Below are 16,558 nucleotides of genomic sequence, written 5' to 3'. Positions count from 1 at the left end.
GCTCTCCTCATGTCTGTATCCATCCTCGAAGTCGAACACCTGGGCAAGACGGTCCGTGATGCCACCGGCGAGCTGACGATTCTGCATGACATCAGCTTCACCCTGCAGGCGCGGGAGTCCGTGGCCATTGTGGGGGCTTCGGGGTCGGGCAAGAGCACGCTGCTGGCCCTGCTGGCCGGCCTGGACACCCCCAGCCACGGCACCGTGCGCCTGCAGGGGCAGGACCTCTATGCACTCGATGAAGACGCCCGCGCCGCCCTGCGCGCGGCCCATGTGGGTTTCGTGTTCCAGAACTTCCAGCTGCTGTCCAACCTGACGGCCCTGGAGAACGTCATGCTGCCGCTGGAGCTGCGCGGTGACCGCGAGGCCCGCGCCCAGGCGCAGGCCATGCTGGAGCGCGTCGGCCTGGGGCAGCGGCTCTACCACTATCCCCGCGTGCTCTCGGGCGGCGAGCAGCAGCGCGTGGCCCTGGCCCGCGCCTTCGTGCAGCGCCCGGCCCTGCTGCTCGCCGACGAGCCCACCGGCAGCCTGGACTTCGCCACCGGCGCCCAGGTGATGGCGCTGATGTTCGAGCTCAACCGCGAGGCGGGGACGACGCTGGTGATGGTCACGCATGACCTGGCGATTGCGGAGCGCTGCGAGCGGCAGCTTCGAATCGAAGCAGGCCGGCTGGCGTGACCTCCTCTGCTGGCTAGTGGGTCAGTACTGCTTCCGCTCTCATCCATTCAAGAAACGCTGCGACGACGGCGACGAAGGTGGTCGCGTCCACGTGCGCACCAATGGGCTCGGACGCCAACTCCGTGAACAGTATCCGGACCTGACCGTTCGACAGGGCAATGAAGGACGTGAATCGGTCAAACGATTCGCCACCGTTGGTGAAGAATTCGAACCTGCGGTACTGCTGTGCATCGGCAAGTACCTCGGCATGGGGACCGTCGCATGGGCCGTAGAGTACCTGCCTGAGCAGCCTGTGCAGCTCGGCATCGGTCAGGCGCTCGAACGCTGGCGCCTGCAGGTCCGGGAGTCGATCCATCACATCCTGCAGTTGGCCGGCGGTGACGTTGAGCATGCAGGCGGGTTCATCGAAGTTTCCAAGCCTCAAACCGCCGACCCACAGGCACATTCGCCCGAAGACCCACCCGTTCTCATTGGGGATGGGCTCATGGACGCAGTCGATGGCGAAGAGGGAAGGGGCGCCGAACTGCTTGATGGATAACGTGTTCAATCTGTGCTCGTGCTAGTCGACATGAAGCCGGCACATGGCAGGCGCGCGGCGGCCGAGCCCATGAAAAAACCCGGCACCAGGCCGGGTTCTTCAGGGAGCCACGGCGTGGCTCGTCTGGGCACTCAAGCTCACTGGGCGAATTTGTAGTCGGTCTTGGCCTTGCTCACCAGCTCGCGCTGGAACTCGCCCATCTTCTGCTGTTCGATGCGCTGCTTGATCTGGCCCTTGACGTCGTCGAAGGCCGGGAAGGTGGCTTCGCGGGTGTCTTCCAGCTTGATGATGTGATAGCCGAATTGCGACTTCACCGGCTCCTGGGTCATCTCACCCTTCTTCAGGGCGGTCATGGCCTTGGAGAACTCGGGCACGAAGTTGTTGGGGTTGGCGAAGTCCAGGTCGCCACCGTTGGCAGCCGAGCCGGTGTCCTTGGAGTTCTTGGAGGCGAGGTCCTCGAACTTGGCGCCGCCGTTGAGCTGCTTGATCAGGGCCTTGGCCTCGTCTTCCTTCTCGACCAGGATGTGGCGGGCACGGTATTCCATGCCGCTGTTGGCCGCCTTGAACTGCTCGTACTCCTTCATGGCTTCCGCGTCGGTGACGGGGTTCTTCTTCTTGAAGTCTTCCATCAGGCTGCGGATCAGGATCATCTGGCGAGCCAGTTCCATCTGGCTCTTGTAGTCGGCGCTGGCCGGGATGCCGCGCTTCTCGGCTTCCTGGATGAAGATCTCGCGGCGGACCACTTCGTCCTTGACCTGCGTTTCCAGCTCGGGGCTGCGGGGCTGGCCGTTCTTGGTGACCTGTTCGATCAGTTGGTCGGCGCGGGCCTTGGGCACGGCCTTGCCGTTCACCGTCGCGATGTTCTGGGCACTGGCGGACAGGGGAGCCAGCGCTGCGGTCAGGGCCGCGATCGAGGCGGCGAGCACAATCTTCTTCATGGACATTGGGCCTTTCAACAGACTCCACCGGCGAACACGCCACCGGTTCTATCAGTGATACACCGCGTTACGCGGCGAGGTTTGAATAAAAACAGACGCCCACAGAACCTGCCGGTTCGGGGCGCCATTCGGTGCGGCTCAGGGTTCTCCCGGAGCCTTCGCATCGATGGCCAGGGCATGGATGCCCTGACGCATCAGCTCAGCCATCAAATCATATACGAGCCGGTGGCGCGCGACCCTCGTGAGACCCCTGAAGCGCTCGCTGACCACGCGCACCGTGTAGTGCCCGCCTTCGCGCGCGCCGGCGTGGCCGGCATGCTTCGCGCTGTCGTCCTCGATCTCCAGCCGCTCAGGCTGCAGGCCTTCGCGCAGGCGCTGTTCGATCACGGCCAGCGAGGCGCGGGGCAGGGCGTGCTGGGGGCTGTTCATGGGAGGACTTCCTTGTCGGCCGGGCCGTCTTCAGCGGGCGCGGACTCGATGATGTGGCGGCTCATGTAGACCCCCTGGCCCAGCGTGAAAAGCACGAAGAGGCCCGTCACGCCGAAGACCTTGAAGTTGGCCCAGGTGGCGGTGGGGTAGTGAAAAGCTACGTAAAGGTTCAGAAAACCCAGGGCGATGAAGAACAGCACCGAGCCCCAGTTCATGCGCCGCCAGGCGAAGGCAGGCAGCTTCACGTCCTTTTCCATCATGCCGCGCAGCAGGTTCTTGCCGAACAGCAGGTCGCTCAGCAGGAAGACGGCGGCCATGCCCCAGTAGAGGCCGGTGGGCTTCCACTTGATGAAGGTCTCATCGTGCAGCCAGACGGTCAGGCCGCCCAGGACCACGACCAGGCCCAGGCTGATCCACAGCATCAGGTCGATCTTGTGGCCGCGCAGCTTGGTGATCAGGGCCTGCGCCAGCGTGGCGGCCATCACCACCAGCGTGGCCAACAGCACAGGCGCCTCTTCAGGGCCGACGGTACCGCCCGACACCATGAAGCCGAAGTGCGAGGACGCGAAGGCCGCGGCGGCTGCCTTGTGCGACTCGGCGATCTTGAAGGTGCCGAAGAAGAGGATCAGCGGCAGGAAATCGAGCAGGAGCTTCATGAAGGGTGTGTCAGCGCCTGAGCTCAGGCATCGGGCGCGAAGTCTATCGCGGCCGAGTTGATGCAGAAGCGCTCGCCCGTCGGGGCCGGGCCATCCGGGAAGACATGGCCCAGGTGCGCGCCGCACTGCTGGCAGCGCACCTCCACCCGCACCATGCCGTGGCTGCGGTCCTCGATGCGCTCGATCACGTCGGCGTTCACCGGGGCCCAGTAGCTGGGCCAGCCGCAGCCGGCGTCGAACTTGGTCTGCGCCTCGAAGAGCCGCGTGCCGCAGCAGACGCAGTCGTAGTGGCCGCGCTCCCAGTGGTCCCAGTACTGGCCGGTGAAGGCGCGCTCCGTGGCCGCGTGGCGGGTCACCTGGTACTGCATGTCGTCGAGCTGGGCGCGCCAGTCGGCGTCGCTCTTCTGGATGGGGTAGGGCTTGTCGCTCATGATGAACAGGACACCTCGAGATGGGAGGCCCAGTCGGGCGGGAAGTCCGCATCGGACGCTTGAACCGGTTCGTCGAACGGGCGCTGCAGAACTTTCAGCAGGCGCTCGATTTCGTTGAAATCGCCGGCCTGGGCCTGGCGGATGGCGGTCTCGGCCAGGTGGTTGCGCAGCACCACGGCCGGGTTGACGGCCTTCATGCGGGGCAGGCGCTCGGCGTCCACGCTGCCTTCGCGGGTGAGGCGCTCGCGGTAGCGCAGGGCCCAGAGGTAGAAGCGCTCGCGGTCCAGAAAGAGATCACGCAGCGGCCCGCCCTCGGGCTCGGCCAAGGCCGGCCAGCGGGACAGGCGCCGGTGCGCGATGGTGTAGTCCGTGCGGTGCAGGGCCAGCAGGCGCAGCCAGTCGTCGACCAGGCCCTGGTCCTCGGGCTCGGCCCGCGCCAGTCCCAGCTTGGCCCGCATGCGCGTGAGCATGGCCTGCTGGAAGACCTGGCGGTAGGGATCCAGGGCCTCGCCCAGCAGCTCGGCCACGGCCTCCTCCTCGCCGCTGATCAGTGGCATCAGGGCCTGGGCGAGGGCATGCAGGTTCCAGAAGGCGACCTGCGGCTGGCGGGCGTAGGCATAGCGGCCCTGGTGGTCGGAGTGGTTGCAGACATGGACGGGGTCGAAGCCGTCCAGGAAGCCGAAGGGGCCGTAGTCCAGGGTCAGGCCCAGCAGGGACATGTTGTCGGTGTTCATCACCCCATGGCAGAAGCCTACGCACTGCCAGGCGGCCAGCAGCTCGGCGGTCTGGCGGGCGACCTTCTCGAGGAAGGCCACCGGCGGCACCGGCGCGTCCAGGCACTCCGGCGCATGGTGGCTCAGGACATGAGCCATCAGCTGCCTCAGCGCCTCGTGCTGCCCGTGGTGCGCGAAATGCTCCAGGTGGCCGAAGCGCAGGAAGCTGGGCGCCACGCGGGTCACCACGGCCGCTGTTTCCACCGTCTCGCGCTGCACGCCCTGCGGCGAGCCGGTGATGCACAGCGCGCGGGTCGTCGGGATGCCCAGCGCGGCCATCGCTTCAGAGCACAGGAACTCGCGGATGGAGGAGCGCAGCACTGCCCGGCCATCGCCTCGGCGAGAGTAGGGCGTGCGCCCGGCCCCCTTGAGCTGGACTTCCCAGCGCTGGCCTTCGTGCAGCAGCTCGCCAAGGTGCAGCGCACGCCCGTCGCCCAACTGGCCGGCCCAGACGCCGAACTGATGCCCGCTGTAGACGCTGGCCCAGGGATCCATGCCCTCCCACAGCGCATTGCCGCTGAGGACCTGCAGGGCCTCCTCGCTGCGCCAGTCGGGCGGCAGGCCCAGGCGCTGCGCGCAGGGCTCGCTGTACGCCACCCAGTGCGGGGCGGGGAGCGGCTCGGGCGGGAGACGTGTCAGGAAGCCGTCACCCAGGCGGGTGAAGCTGGCGGGATGCCTGGCGGGGACCTGGGCCAGCTGCTCCTGCCAATCCATCGCGCGACCCGTGGAGGGAGTGGCAAGGGCGTCACTGCCCGGGTCTGAAGAGGGGGGCGTGCCCTTGTCGAAAACCATGAGATCCAGTGTAACGAGGGTGACTAAGTCGCCACACGGCGCAGGGTTAACATGGCCCGATTCGGTCGAGTTCAGCCCCACGCAGGGCAGGAACCAAGGAGACATTGATGGGCTTGATGGGACAGATGATGTCCATGCCGCTGCTGATCTCTTCGCTGATCCAGCACGCGGCCCGGCATTCGGGTGACACCGAGATCGTCAGCAAGCGGGTCGAGGGTGACCTGCACCGCTACAACTGGCGCGAGTGCGAGCTGCGCTCCCGCAAGCTGGCCCAGGCGCTGGCCAGGCTGGGCCTCAAGGCGGGAGACCGCGTCGGCACCCTGGCCTGGAACGGCTACCGGCACCTCGAGATCTACTACGGCAGCTCGGGCTCTCAGCTGGTCTGCCACACGATCAATCCGCGCCTCTTCCCCGAGCAGATCGCCTGGATCGCGAATGACGCGCAAGACCTGACCCTCTGCTTCGACCTCAACTTCCTGCCCCTGGTCGAGAAGCTGGCGCCGCAGCTGCCGCACATCCGCCACTACGTGCTGATGACGGACCGCGCCCACATGCCCGCCCAGACCAGCCTGCAGGGCCTGCTGTGCTACGAGGAACTGGTGGAGGCCGAGGACGGCCGCTACACCTGGCCCAGCTTCGACGAGAACGCGGCCTCCAGCATCTGCTACACCTCCGGCACCACGGGCCATCCCAAGGGCGCCGTGTACAGCCACCGCTCCAGCGTGCTGCACGCCTTCGCCTCCGCGCTGCCCGACGGCATGGACTGCTCCTCCAAGGACGTGATCCTGCCCGTGGTGCCCATGTTCCACGTCAACGCCTGGGGCCTGCCGTACAGCAGCGCCATCGTGGGCGCCAAGCTGGTGTTCCCGGGGCCGCACCTGGACGGCAAGTCGCTCTTCGAGCTCTTCGAATCGGAGCAGGTGACCTTCAGTGCCGGCGTGCCCACCGTGTGGCTGGGCCTGCTCAATTACGTGGGCGCCAACCAGCTGCAGTTCAGCAGCTTCAAGCGCACGGTGATCGGCGGCTCGGCCTGCCCCCCGGCCATGCTGCGCACGCTGATGGACGACTACGGCGTCGAGGTCATCCACGCCTGGGGCATGACCGAGCTCTCGCCGCTGGGCACGCTGTCCAAGCTCACCGCGCGCCAGCTCAAGCTGCCGCAGGAGGAGCAGCGCCGCATCCTGGAGAAGCAGGGCAAGGTGATCTACGGTATCGACATGGCCGTGATCGACGACGCCGGCGACGCCCAGCCCTGGGACGGCGCCAGCAGCGGCAACCTGGTCGTGCGAGGCCACTGGGTGATCAACAGCTACTTCGGCCAGAACGAGTCGGCCCTGGTGCCGGTGAAGGAGCAGGGCGTCGATGCGGGCCTGTGGTTCCCCACCGGCGACGTGGCCACCATCGACGCCGACGGCTTCATGCAGATCACCGACCGCAGCAAGGACGTGATCAAGTCCGGCGGCGAGTGGATCTCCTCCATCGACCTCGAGAACATCGCCATGGCCCACCCGGCCGTGGCCGAGGCCGCGGCCATCGCCTGCCGGCACCCGAAGTGGGACGAGCGCCCGCTGCTGGTGGTGGTGCGCAAGCCCGGCGCCAGCCTGAGCCGCGAGGAGATGCTGGCCTTCTACGAGGGCCGCATCGCCAAGTGGCAGATCCCGGACGACGTGGTCTTCGTCGACGAGATCCCGCACACGGCCACCGGCAAGATCCAGAAGCTCAAGCTGCGCCAGCAGTTTGCCGAGCACCGCCTGCCCGGCGCCTGAGCCGGGGCGGGCTGACCGCGTTCGCTGAAGCAGGCCCGGCCGGCGGGTCGGGACCTGCAAGACATGTTGAGACCGAGAACAGGCCCGCCAAAGGGCCAGAAGGAGACATCCATGTTGACTGCATCGCGTGAGTTCAGGCTGCGGCACCTCGCAGCGTCCCTGCTTCTTGCCGGCCTGAGCCTCGGGGCCCAGGCGCAGAAGGGCGAGACGGTGAAGATCGCCTGGATCGACCCGCTGTCCGGCCTCATGGGCCCGGTGGGCCAGAACCAGGTCAAGAGCTTCCAGTTCTTCGCCGAGAAGTTCAACGCCACCAACCCGGCCGGCGTGAAGTTCGAGATCATCGCCATCGACAACAAGCTGAGCCCGGCCGAGACGCTCAATGCGCTGAAGTCCGCCATCGACCAGGGCGTGCGCTACGTCACCCAGGGCAATGGCTCGGGCGCGGCGCTGGCGCTGATCGACGCGATCAACAAGCACAACGAGCGCAACCCGGGCAAGGAGGTGCTGTACCTCAACCACTCGGCCGTGGACCCGGACCTCACCAACAGCAAGTGCAGCTACTGGCACTTCCGCATGGACGCCGATACCTCCATGAAGATGGAGGCCATCACCACCTTCATGAAGGACCAGGCCGACGTCAAGAAGGTCTTCCTGCTCAACCAGAACTACGCCCACGGCCAGCAGGTGGCCAAGTACGCCAAGGAGATGCTGGCCCGCAAGCGGCCGGACATCCAGGTGGTGGGCGAAGACCTGCACCCGCTGGCCCAGGTGCGCGACTTCGCGCCCTATGTGGCCAAGATCAAGGCCAGCGGCGCCGACACCGTCATCACCGGCAACTGGGGTTCAGACCTGACCCTGCTGGTCAAGGCCGCCAACGAGGCCGGCTACACGGGCAAGTTCTTCACCTACTACGCCGGCGTGAGCGGCACGCCCACGGCGCTGGGCGCGGCCTCGGCGGGGCGCGTGTTCCAGGTGTCCTACAACCACTACAACCTCGGTGGGCAGATGGGCAAGTGGATGGACGAGTACAAGAAGCGCTTCAACGACGACTTCTACACCGGCAGCGTGATCCACATCTACAGCCTGCTGGGCGAGGCCATGGCCAAGGCCAAGAGCACGGACCCGGTCAAGGTGGCCGCCGCGCTGGAAGGGCTCACGGTGAAGAGCTTCAACGGCGAGGTGCAGGTGCGCAAGACCGACCACCAGCTGCAGCAGCCGCTGTTCATCTCGGTGTGGAACAAGGCGGATGCCAAGTATCCGTACAGCCCTGAGAACACGGGCTACACGCTGGTGCCGCTGAAGATGTACGACTCGTACGTCTCCTCCACCCCCACCTCCTGCCAAATGAAGCGCTGAATCGGGCTGCATATGCGGGCTGCGCGGGCCGATCTGGCTCCTGCGGTGCTCGCCGTACGCCTGTACGGCTGTGCTCCTCAGCGCCACCTCGACCCGCTCGCTGCCGCAGCTGCATACCCGATTCGGCGCTGTGGCGCCGGCCTGCCTCGATGCCTGTGGCAATGGCGGAGTCGCCTCATGTTCTGACGTTTCACGAGGTGATGTGGACCAGATTCTGATCAACCTGCTCAACGGCCTGGCCTCGGGGCTGCTGCTGTTCATGCTCAGCGCGGGTCTGACGCTGATCTTCAGCATGATGGGCGTGCTGAACTTCGCGCATGCCAGCTTCTACATGCTGGGCGCCTACGCGGCCTATGTGCTGGCGGGCTGGCTGGGTTTCTGGCCGGCGCTGCTGCTGGCGCCGCTGGCGGTGGGGCTTCTCGGCGCGCTGTTCGAGCGCACGGCGCTGCGCCGGGTGCACAAGTTCGGCCATGTGCCGGAGCTGCTGATCACCTTCGGCCTGTCCTATGTGATCCTGGAGCTGGTGCAGCTGGTCTTCGGTCGCACCTCGGTGCCCTTCGGCCCGCCGCCGGCCCTGCAGGGCTCGGCCTTCACGCTGATGCAGAGCGCCGCGCAAGGCCTGACCCTCGTGTGGGGCGACGCCACGCCGGCACAGTGCGCGGCAGCGGCCTGCTCCAAGTTCCCGCTGACCCGGGCCTTCATGATGGTGGTGGCCCTGGCAATGCTGGTGGGCTTGTGGGCCCTGTTGACGCGCAGCCGCATCGGCCTCGTGATCCAGGCGGCACTCACCCACCCCGAGATGGCCGAGGCCCTGGGCCACAACGTGCCGCGGGTGCTGATGCTGGTCTTCGGCAGCGGCTGCGCGCTGGCGGCGCTGGCGGGCGTGATCGGCGGCATCACCTTCGTGACCGAGCCGGCCATGGCGGCCATCGTGGGCTCCATCATCTTCGTGGTCGTGGTGGTGGGCGGCGTGGGCTCGCTGGCCGGGGCCTTCGTGGCCTCGCTGCTGATCGGCCTGATCCAGACCCTGCCGCTGACGGTGGACGCCTCGCTGGCGACGCTGGCGCAGCGCGCGGGGCTGGCGGTCACGCCGGCCACGCCGGGCTATCCACTGCTGAAGCTCTCGCTGGCCCAGGTCGCGCCCATCCTGCCTTACCTGCTGATGGTGCTGATCCTGATCTTCCGGCCCAAGGGCCTGTTCGGCACGCGCGATGACTGAGGGAACCGGTCGATGAACCCCGTGCACTCTGTGCGCGCCAGCGCGGCGCATTTCCACTTCAAGCCCTGGAACGTCGGCCGCTGGCTGGTGTGGGGCTTCTATGCCCTGGCGCTGGGCGTGGCGCCGCTGCTGTGGACCAGCAGCCTGGCCCACACCATGCTGTCGCAGATGGGCATCGGCATCATCGCCTGCCTGGCCTACAACCTGCTGCTGGGCCAGGGCGGCATGCTCAGCTTCGGCCATGCGGTCTACAGCGGCCTGGGCGGCTTCCTCGCCATGCACACGCTCAACCAGGTCTCGGCCGGGCAGCTCGCCTTGCCGGTGAGCCTGGTGCCGCTGGCGGGCGGGCTGGCGGGGCTCGTCTTTGCGGCCCTGTTCGGCTATGTGTCGACCAAGAAGTCCGGCACGCCTTTCGCGATGATCACCCTGGGGCTGGGCGAGCTGATCTGGTCCATGTCCCTGATGCTGCCGGAGTTCTTCGGCGGGGAGGGCGGCGTCTCGGGCAACCGCGTGGTGGGCGCGCCGGTGCTGGGCATCAGCTTCGGGCCGCAGATCCAGGTCTACTACCTGATCGCGCTGTACTGCTTCTTCAGCACCGCGGCCCTCTTCGCGCTGACCCGCACGCCGCTGGGCCGCATGCTCAATGCCGTGCGCGACAACCCCGAGCGTGTCGAGTTCATCGGCTATGACACCCGCTGGGTGCGCTTCCTGGCCTTCCTGATCTCGGGCTTCTTCGCGGGCATCGCGGGCGGCCTGGGGGCGCTGAACTTCGAGATCGTCACCGCCGAGGTGGTGGGCGCCGCGCGCTCGGGTGCCTACCTGCTCTTCACTTTCCTGGGCGGCGCGACCTTCTTCTTCGGGCCCATCATCGGCGCAGTGCTGATGGTGCTGGCCGGCGTGCTGCTGTCCGAGCTGACGCAGGCCTGGCTGCTCTACCTGGGCCTCGTGTTCCTCTTCATGGTGATGTATGCGCCGGGCGGCATTGCCGCGCTGATCATGATGAACCTGCGCGTGGCGGCCTTCGGCAAGCTCTCGCGCCTGTGGACGGCCTACCTGGCGCTGGCCGGCACCGGGCTGACCGTGCTGCTGGGCGCCAGCTGCATCGTGGAGATGCTCTACCACCTGCAGCTCAACGCCGCGATGGGGCCGGAGCTGGGCTTCATGGGCGCGCGCATCCGCAGCAACTCGGTCGATGCCTGGTTCGGCGCGGTGCTGGCCATGGTCGTCGGGCTGGGCCTCTTCGAGCTGGCGCGGCGGCGCTTCCGGGCCGAATGGGACCAGACCCAGGAAGAGATCGAGCAGGACATCAAGCGCCGGGAGAGCCTGTGAGCCAAGCCCCTTCTGACACCGGGACGCCCTATGCACTGGAGCTGCTGGACCTGCGCAAGCGCTTCGGCCGCAGCGAGATCATCCGCGGCGCGCAGCTGCAGGTGAGGGCGGGCGAGCGCGTGGCGCTGATCGGCCCCAACGGCGCCGGCAAGTCCACGCTCTTCAACCTCATCAGCGGCCGCTTCCCGCCCACGAGCGGCGAGGTGCGCCTGCACGGCCGGCGCATCGACGGCCTGCCGCCCTACAAGATCAACCGCCAGGGCCTGGCGCGCAGCTTTCAGGTCTCCAACCTGTTCTCGCGGTTGTCGGTGTTCGAGAACATCCGCTGCGCCCTGCTGTGGTCCATGGGCTACCGCTACAGCTTCTGGCACTTCCTGGCAGGGCTGGACGGGCTCAACGACCGGGTGGAGGAGCTGCTGGAGCAGATTCAGCTGGACAGGCGCCGCGACGTGCTGGCCATGAACCTGACCTATGCCGAGGCCCGCGCGCTGGAGATCGGCATGACCATCGCCAGCGGGGCCTCGGTGATTCTGCTGGACGAGCCCACCGCGGGCATGAGCAAGAGCGAGACGCAGCGCTTCATCCAGCTGATCCGCCAGGTCACCGAGGGGCGCACTCTGCTGACCGTGGAGCATGACATGGGCGTGGTCTTCGGCCTGGCGGACCGCATCGCGGTGCTGGTCTACGGCGAGGTCATCGCCTTCGACACGCCCGAGGCCGTGCGCGCGGACGCCCGCGTGCAGCAGGCCTACCTGGGTTCCGTCCTGGCCGAGCAGGCCGCAGCGGGAGCGACGGCATGACATCGGAAAAGACAGGGCGCCGCCTGGTGCTCGACAAGGTCCATGCCTTCTACGGCAAGAGCCATGTGCTGCACGGCGTGGACATGGTGGTGGAGCCCGGCGAGATCGTCGCCCTGCTGGGTCGCAACGGCTCGGGCCGCTCCACCACGGCCAAGACCATCATGGGCCTGGTCGACGGCACGGGCTCGGTGCGCTTCGGCGAACAGGAGCTGCTGGGCCGCAAGGCCTTCGAGATCGCGCATGCGGGCATCGGCTACGTGCCCGAGAACCGCGACATCTTCCCGCGCCTCACCGTGCACCAGAACCTGCTGCTGGGCCAGAAGCGCGGGCAGAAGGCGCCGCGGTGGAGCTTCGAGGACATGTACCGCATGTTCCCCCGCCTGCTGGAGCGCCAGCACACCGAGGCCGGCGTGCTCTCGGGCGGCGAGCAGCAGATGCTGACCCTGTGCCGCACGCTGATGGGCGATCCGGACCTCATCCTCATCGACGAGCCCACCGAGGGCCTGGCGCCCATGATCGTGGAGCTGGTGGCCGAGTACCTCAAGGAGCTCAAGCGCCGCGGCATTGCCGTGCTGCTGATCGAGCAGAAGCTGGCCATCGCGCTGGACATCGCCGAGCGCTGCTATGTGATGGGCCACGGCCGCATGGTCTTCGAGGGCAGTCCGGCCGCGCTGCGGGCCAATGCCTACATCCGCAAGGAGTGGCTGGAGGTGTAGGCCCGGCGCGGAACTGCGGCTTCCACACCACAGCGCCCGCGTGAAGGAATCAGCGGCCCCCCCTGGTGCGGGGGCCAGGTCTTGCTTGCCCCTACCTTGAGGATGGTCGGGGTCCCGAGGCAGAGTTACATTCTTTCCAGCCCGGTGGGGCGGCACTCACCGGTTGCCTCCGTTCACCACCGGCGCAGGGGGAATGATGGGGAATCAAGCAACGATGTCGATGTTGATGGCTGCACTGGGCGGCCTGCTGTTCGGGGTCCTGGCAACCTGGTTGTGGGCCTGGCAACGGCAGAAAGCCTTGCAGCATCGCATGGCCCAGCTGGATGCCGCACGCAACCAGCTCGGCCAGCAGAACACGGCCGCCCGCCGCCAGATCGAGCAGCTCCAGAAGGAGCTGTCCGACATCCGCCTGGCCGACGAACGCGCCCACCACCGGGTCGTGCACCACGAGCCCCTGCCGCAGAGCGGGGACAGCGTCACGCCCGAGCTCCTGCCCGAAGACGAGCCCGAACGCCCCAACGACGGCTTTGCGCCGACGCAGCTGCTGAACCGCGGCTGAGTCCGGCCGCGCCCTGCGGCACGGGACCCGGGCGGCAGCGCCGCCGGTCTTTCGTGCGCGGCACGCTCAGGGTTCTCCCCCGTTTGTCGCCGCTGGGACAGGACCGGGACGCGGGGCCTGCCTAGAATCGAACGATCGTTCTATTTCTGCGGCACACATGACACGCTTCAGGGTGGCCGCAGCCCTCCACTGCACAAGGAAGGAAGCCCGCCCATGAGTGCCAGCTACGAGCTTCACGGCGCCGTTGCCGTGATCACCCTGAACAACCCGCCGGTCAACGGCCTGGGTTACGCCACCCGCAAAGCGGTGGCCGAGGGGATCGACCGGGCCGAGGCCGATGCCGCGGTCAAGGCCGTCGTCATCACCGGGGCCGGCAAGGCCTTCTCCGGCGGCGCGGACATCCGCGAGTTCGGCAGCCCCAAGGCCCTGGCCGAGCCCAATCTGCATTCGCTGATCGCCAAGGTCGAGGCCTGCAGCAAGCCCGTCATCGCGGCCATCCACACCGTGTGCATGGGCGGCGGGCTGGAGCTGTCCCTGGGCTGCCACTACCGCGTGGCGGCGCCGGGCGCCAAGATCGCACTGCCCGAGGTCAAGATCGGCCTGCTGCCCGGCGCGGGCGGCACGCAGCGCCTGCCGCGCGCCCTGGGCGTGGAGCCGGCGCTGAACATGATCGTCAGCGGCGAGGCGGTGGAGAGCCAGCTGCTGGCCATGGTCCCCGGCCAGAAGCTCTTCGACAAGATCATCAGCGGCGAGCTGATGAGCGAGGCCCTGGACTTTGCCGCGACCGTCATCGCCAGGCATGCCGACGGCAGCCCGCTGCCCCGCGTGCGCGACCTCAAGGCCCGCCATGCCGAGCCCGACGCCTACTTCCAGTTCGCCCGCAACATGGTCGCGGCCCAGGCAAAGCACTTCCCCGCACCGCTGCGCTGCCTGGAAGCCGTGGCCGCCTCGGTCTACAAGCCTTTCGATGAAGGCATCAAGGCCGAGCGCGAGGGCTTTGTGGCCCTGATGATGACGCCCGAGAGCAAGGCCCTGCGCCATGCCTTCTTCGCCGAGCGCGCCACCAGCAAGATCCCCGATGTGCCCGAGGACACGCCCCGGCGCGAGATCCGCAAGGTCGCGGTGATCGGTGCCGGCACCATGGGCGGCGGCATCAGCATGAACTTCCTCAACGCCGGCATCCCGGTGGTCATCCTGGAGATGAAGCAGGAAGCCCTGGACCGCGGCCTGGCCACCATCCGCAAGAACTACGAGGGGCAGGTCAAGAAGGGCAAGCTCAAGGAAGACAAGTACCAGCAGCGCATGGCCCTGCTGAGCACCACGCTGAGCTATGCCGACATCGGCGACGCCGACCTCGTCATCGAGGCCGTCTTCGAGGACCTGGGCGTCAAGCAGCAGGTCTTCGAGCAGCTGGATGCCGTGATGAAGCCGGGCGCGATCCTGGCCTCCAACACCTCGACGCTGGACCTGAACAGGATTGCCGCCTTCACGAAGCGCCCGCAGGACGTGATCGGCATGCACTTCTTCAGCCCGGCCAACGTGATGAAGCTGCTGGAGGTCGTGCGTGGCAGGGAGACGGCCAAGGACGTGCTGGCCACGGTGATGGCCCTGGGCAAGACCATCCGCAAGACCTGCGTGGTCTCGGGCGTGTGCGACGGCTTCATCGGTAATCGCATGATCGAGCAGTACAGCCGCCAGGCCGGCTTCCTGCTGGAGGAGGGCTGCACGCCGCAGCAGGTGGACAAGGCGGTCGAGAAGTTCGGCTTCGCCATGGGCCCCTTCCGCATGGGCGACCTCGCCGGCAACGACGTCGGCTGGTACATCCGCAAGCGCCGCTACCAGGAGAAGCCGCATCTGCGCTACTCGAAGACGGCCGACCTGCTCTGCGAGATGGGCCGCTTCGGCCAGAAGACGGGCGCCGGCTGGTATGACTATGCCGCTGGCAAGCGCGATGCCATCCCCTCGGCCGTCGTGGTCGAGATGATCGAGAAGCACCGTGCTGCGCAAGGCATCACGCCTCGCAAGATCAGCGACGAGGAGATCGTGCAGCGCCTCGTCTTCTCGCTGGTCAACGAAGCCGCCCACATCCTGGAAGAGGGCATCGCCCTGCGCGCCTCGGACATCGACATGGTCTACCTCACCGGCTACGGCTTCCCGCTGTGGCGCGGCGGCCCCATGTGCTATGCCGACACGGTGGGCCTCTACAACGTGGTCGAGGCCATGAAGCGCTTCGCCCGCAACCCGCTCGACGACGCCAGCTTCTGGCAGCCCGCGCCGCTGATCCAGCGCCTGGTTGCCGAAGGCAAGAGCTTCACCGATTGAGCGAGGGAGTACCGACATGAGCCAAGCACTGATTGTTTCCACCGCCCGCACCCCGCTCTCCAAGAGCTGGAAGGGTGCCTTCAACATGACCCATGGCGCCACCCTGGGCGGGCACGTGGTCAAGGCCGCCGTCGAGCGTGCCGGCATTGCGCCGGACGCCATCGAGGACGTGCTGATGGGCTGCGCCTTCCCCGAAGGCGGCACGGGCAACAACATCGCGCGCCAGATCGCCCTGCGTGCCGGCCTGCCGGTCAGCGTGGCGGGCATGACCGTCAACCGCTTCTGCTCCAGCGGCCTGCAGACCATCGCCATGGCCGCGCAGCGCATCATGGCCGGCGAGGGCGATGCCTACGTGGCCGGCGGCGTGGAGAGCATCTCCTGCGTGCAGCAGGAGATGAACAAGCACATGATCACGGAGAGCTGGCTGATGAAGCACAAGCCCGAGATCTACTGGACCATGCTGCAGACCGCCGAGAACGTGGCCCAGCGCTACGGCATCTCGCGCGAGCGCCAGGACCACTACGGCGCCGCCAGCCAGCAGAAGGCCTGCGCCGCGCAGGCAGCCGGCCTGTTCGCCGAGGAGATCGCGCCCATCACCGTCACCGCGGGCGTGGTGGACAAGGTCCAGGGCCTGGTCACCCGCGAGGTGAGCGTCAGCGTGGACGAAGGCCTGCGCGAGGGCACCACCTACGAGGGCATCAAGGACCTGCGCAGCGCGCTGCCCGGCGGCGTGGTGAGCGCGGGCAATGCCAGCCAGTTCTCCGACGGTGCCGGCGCCTGCGTGCTCGTCAGCGAGCGCTATGCCCAGCAGCAAGGGTTGAAGCCCCTGGGTCGCTTCCTCGGCTTTGCGGTGGCCGGCTGCGAGCCCGATGAAATGGGCATCGGCCCCGTCTTCGCCATCCCCAAGGTGCTCAAGCGCCTGGGCCTGGGCGTTGGCGACATCGACCTCTGGGAGCTCAACGAGGCCTTCGCCGTGCAGGTGCTCTACTGCGCCGACACCCTGGGCATCCCCATGGACCGCCTGAACGTCAACGGCGGCGCCATTGCCGTGGGCCATCCCTACGGCATGTCGGGCCAGCGCCTGACGGGCCACGCACTGCTGGAAGGCCGCCGCCGCGGCGCCAAGCGGGTGTGCGTGACGATGTGCATCGGCGGTGGCATGGGCGCGGCCGGCGTGTTCGAAGTCCTCTGAGCCGAGCCCTGAGGGCGGCGCCGTGCCGGTGCCGCCCTTCATTGACCTGACCGCGCTGCGGCCC

At 67.5% G+C, this 16,558-nt stretch carries 16 protein-coding genes; 10 read left to right on the top strand and 6 right to left on the bottom strand.

Annotated elements, in window-relative coordinates:
- Positions 1-9 precede the first annotated feature (9 nt).
- Positions 10-678: an ABC transporter ATP-binding protein gene (locus O9Y01_RS01580; protein WP_269629727.1), complete on the top strand. Its 669-nt coding sequence runs from the start codon at positions 10-12 to the stop codon at positions 676-678.
- Between the two features lie 13 nt (positions 679-691).
- Here O9Y01_RS01580 and O9Y01_RS01575 read toward each other — a convergent pair whose 3' ends face one another.
- The 6 genes from O9Y01_RS01575 to O9Y01_RS01550 all read right to left on the bottom strand — a co-directional run bounded on the left by O9Y01_RS01575 (position 692) and on the right by O9Y01_RS01550 (position 5,157).
- Positions 692-1,225 carry a hypothetical protein gene (locus O9Y01_RS01575; protein ID WP_269629726.1) on the bottom strand — a complete coding sequence of 178 codons (534 nt, stop codon included), beginning with the start codon at positions 1,223-1,225 and terminating at the stop codon, positions 692-694.
- A 128-nt stretch (positions 1,226-1,353) separates the two neighbouring features.
- On the bottom strand, positions 1,354-2,154 hold the full coding sequence (locus tag O9Y01_RS01570) for a peptidylprolyl isomerase (protein ID WP_269629725.1): 801 nt from the start codon (positions 2,152-2,154) through the stop codon (positions 1,354-1,356).
- Between the two features lie 138 nt (positions 2,155-2,292).
- Complete coding sequence (locus O9Y01_RS01565) at positions 2,293-2,583, bottom strand: BolA family protein (protein ID WP_269629724.1); 291 nt, start codon at positions 2,581-2,583, stop codon at positions 2,293-2,295.
- A complete protein-coding gene (locus tag O9Y01_RS01560; protein WP_269629723.1) occupies positions 2,580-3,239 on the bottom strand; it encodes a septation protein A in 660 nt (219 codons plus the stop codon). The genes O9Y01_RS01565 and O9Y01_RS01560 overlap by 4 nt, the downstream gene beginning before the upstream one ends.
- A gap of 23 nt (positions 3,240-3,262) precedes the next feature.
- Positions 3,263-3,670, bottom strand: coding sequence for a peptide-methionine (R)-S-oxide reductase MsrB (gene msrB / locus O9Y01_RS01555; RefSeq protein ID WP_269629722.1), 408 nt, complete (start codon positions 3,668-3,670; stop codon positions 3,263-3,265).
- On the bottom strand, positions 3,667-5,157 hold the full coding sequence (locus O9Y01_RS01550; protein ID WP_269629721.1) for a protein adenylyltransferase SelO: 1,491 nt from the start codon (positions 5,155-5,157) through the stop codon (positions 3,667-3,669). Before O9Y01_RS01550 ends, msrB begins: the two co-directional genes overlap by 4 nt.
- Before the next feature lie 185 nt (positions 5,158-5,342).
- Between O9Y01_RS01550 and O9Y01_RS01545 the strand changes: the two genes are divergently transcribed.
- From O9Y01_RS01545 to O9Y01_RS01505, 9 genes are all read left to right on the top strand, one after another.
- Positions 5,343-7,001: a 3-(methylthio)propionyl-CoA ligase gene (locus O9Y01_RS01545; RefSeq protein ID WP_269629720.1), complete on the top strand. Its 1,659-nt coding sequence runs from the start codon at positions 5,343-5,345 to the stop codon at positions 6,999-7,001.
- 111 nt (positions 7,002-7,112) lie between these two features.
- Positions 7,113-8,357 (top strand): branched-chain amino acid ABC transporter substrate-binding protein, encoded by a 1,245-nt coding sequence (locus O9Y01_RS01540; RefSeq protein ID WP_269629719.1) that lies wholly within the window; start codon positions 7,113-7,115, stop codon positions 8,355-8,357.
- A gap of 202 nt (positions 8,358-8,559) precedes the next feature.
- Positions 8,560-9,576 carry a branched-chain amino acid ABC transporter permease gene (locus tag O9Y01_RS01535; protein ID WP_269629718.1) on the top strand — a complete coding sequence of 339 codons (1,017 nt, stop codon included), beginning with the start codon at positions 8,560-8,562 and terminating at the stop codon, positions 9,574-9,576.
- A 12-nt stretch (positions 9,577-9,588) separates the two neighbouring features.
- On the top strand, positions 9,589-10,905 hold the full coding sequence (locus tag O9Y01_RS01530; protein WP_269629717.1) for a branched-chain amino acid ABC transporter permease: 1,317 nt from the start codon (positions 9,589-9,591) through the stop codon (positions 10,903-10,905).
- Positions 10,848-11,705: an ABC transporter ATP-binding protein gene (locus tag O9Y01_RS01525; RefSeq protein WP_442952695.1), complete on the top strand. Its 858-nt coding sequence runs from the start codon at positions 10,848-10,850 to the stop codon at positions 11,703-11,705. The genes O9Y01_RS01530 and O9Y01_RS01525 overlap by 58 nt, the downstream gene beginning before the upstream one ends.
- A complete protein-coding gene (locus tag O9Y01_RS01520) occupies positions 11,702-12,421 on the top strand; it encodes an ABC transporter ATP-binding protein (RefSeq protein ID WP_269629715.1) in 720 nt (239 codons plus the stop codon). Before O9Y01_RS01525 ends, O9Y01_RS01520 begins: the two co-directional genes overlap by 4 nt.
- Before the next feature lie 220 nt (positions 12,422-12,641).
- Positions 12,642-12,980 carry a hypothetical protein gene (locus O9Y01_RS01515; RefSeq protein WP_269629714.1) on the top strand — a complete coding sequence of 113 codons (339 nt, stop codon included), beginning with the start codon at positions 12,642-12,644 and terminating at the stop codon, positions 12,978-12,980.
- Positions 12,981-13,193: 213 nt separating this feature from the next.
- A complete protein-coding gene (locus tag O9Y01_RS01510) occupies positions 13,194-15,302 on the top strand; it encodes a 3-hydroxyacyl-CoA dehydrogenase NAD-binding domain-containing protein (RefSeq protein WP_269629712.1) in 2,109 nt (702 codons plus the stop codon).
- Positions 15,303-15,318: 16 nt separating this feature from the next.
- Positions 15,319-16,494 carry an acetyl-CoA C-acyltransferase gene (locus O9Y01_RS01505; protein WP_269629711.1) on the top strand — a complete coding sequence of 392 codons (1,176 nt, stop codon included), beginning with the start codon at positions 15,319-15,321 and terminating at the stop codon, positions 16,492-16,494.
- Positions 16,495-16,558 lie beyond the last annotated feature (64 nt).

The sequence above is a fragment of the Pelomonas sp. BJYL3 genome (assembly GCF_027257975.1).
Lineage (GTDB): Bacteria > Pseudomonadota > Gammaproteobacteria > Burkholderiales > Burkholderiaceae_C > Roseateles_B > Roseateles_B flavus.
Note: the sequence above shows the minus strand (reverse complement) of the source record. Positions and strands in the feature narration are given on the sequence as shown.

Coding starts and splice junctions, on each gene's coding strand:
- O9Y01_RS01580 (WP_269629727.1), top strand. CDS start 10: ATGTCTGTATCCATCCTCGAAGTCGAACACCTGGGCAAGACGGTCCGT.
- O9Y01_RS01570 (WP_269629725.1), bottom strand. CDS start 2,154: ATGAAGAAGATTGTGCTCGCCGCCTCGATCGCGGCCCTGACCGCAGCG.
- O9Y01_RS01565 (WP_269629724.1), bottom strand. CDS start 2,583: ATGAACAGCCCCCAGCACGCCCTGCCCCGCGCCTCGCTGGCCGTGATC.
- O9Y01_RS01560 (WP_269629723.1), bottom strand. CDS start 3,239: ATGAAGCTCCTGCTCGATTTCCTGCCGCTGATCCTCTTCTTCGGCACC.
- msrB (WP_269629722.1), bottom strand. CDS start 3,670: ATGAGCGACAAGCCCTACCCCATCCAGAAGAGCGACGCCGACTGGCGC.
- O9Y01_RS01550 (WP_269629721.1), bottom strand. CDS start 5,157: ATGGATTGGCAGGAGCAGCTGGCCCAGGTCCCCGCCAGGCATCCCGCC.
- O9Y01_RS01545 (WP_269629720.1), top strand. CDS start 5,343: ATGGGCTTGATGGGACAGATGATGTCCATGCCGCTGCTGATCTCTTCG.
- O9Y01_RS01540 (WP_269629719.1), top strand. CDS start 7,113: ATGTTGACTGCATCGCGTGAGTTCAGGCTGCGGCACCTCGCAGCGTCC.
- O9Y01_RS01530 (WP_269629717.1), top strand. CDS start 9,589: ATGAACCCCGTGCACTCTGTGCGCGCCAGCGCGGCGCATTTCCACTTC.
- O9Y01_RS01525 (WP_442952695.1), top strand. CDS start 10,848: ATGGGACCAGACCCAGGAAGAGATCGAGCAGGACATCAAGCGCCGGGA.
- O9Y01_RS01520 (WP_269629715.1), top strand. CDS start 11,702: ATGACATCGGAAAAGACAGGGCGCCGCCTGGTGCTCGACAAGGTCCAT.
- O9Y01_RS01515 (WP_269629714.1), top strand. CDS start 12,642: ATGTTGATGGCTGCACTGGGCGGCCTGCTGTTCGGGGTCCTGGCAACC.
- O9Y01_RS01510 (WP_269629712.1), top strand. CDS start 13,194: ATGAGTGCCAGCTACGAGCTTCACGGCGCCGTTGCCGTGATCACCCTG.
- O9Y01_RS01505 (WP_269629711.1), top strand. CDS start 15,319: ATGAGCCAAGCACTGATTGTTTCCACCGCCCGCACCCCGCTCTCCAAG.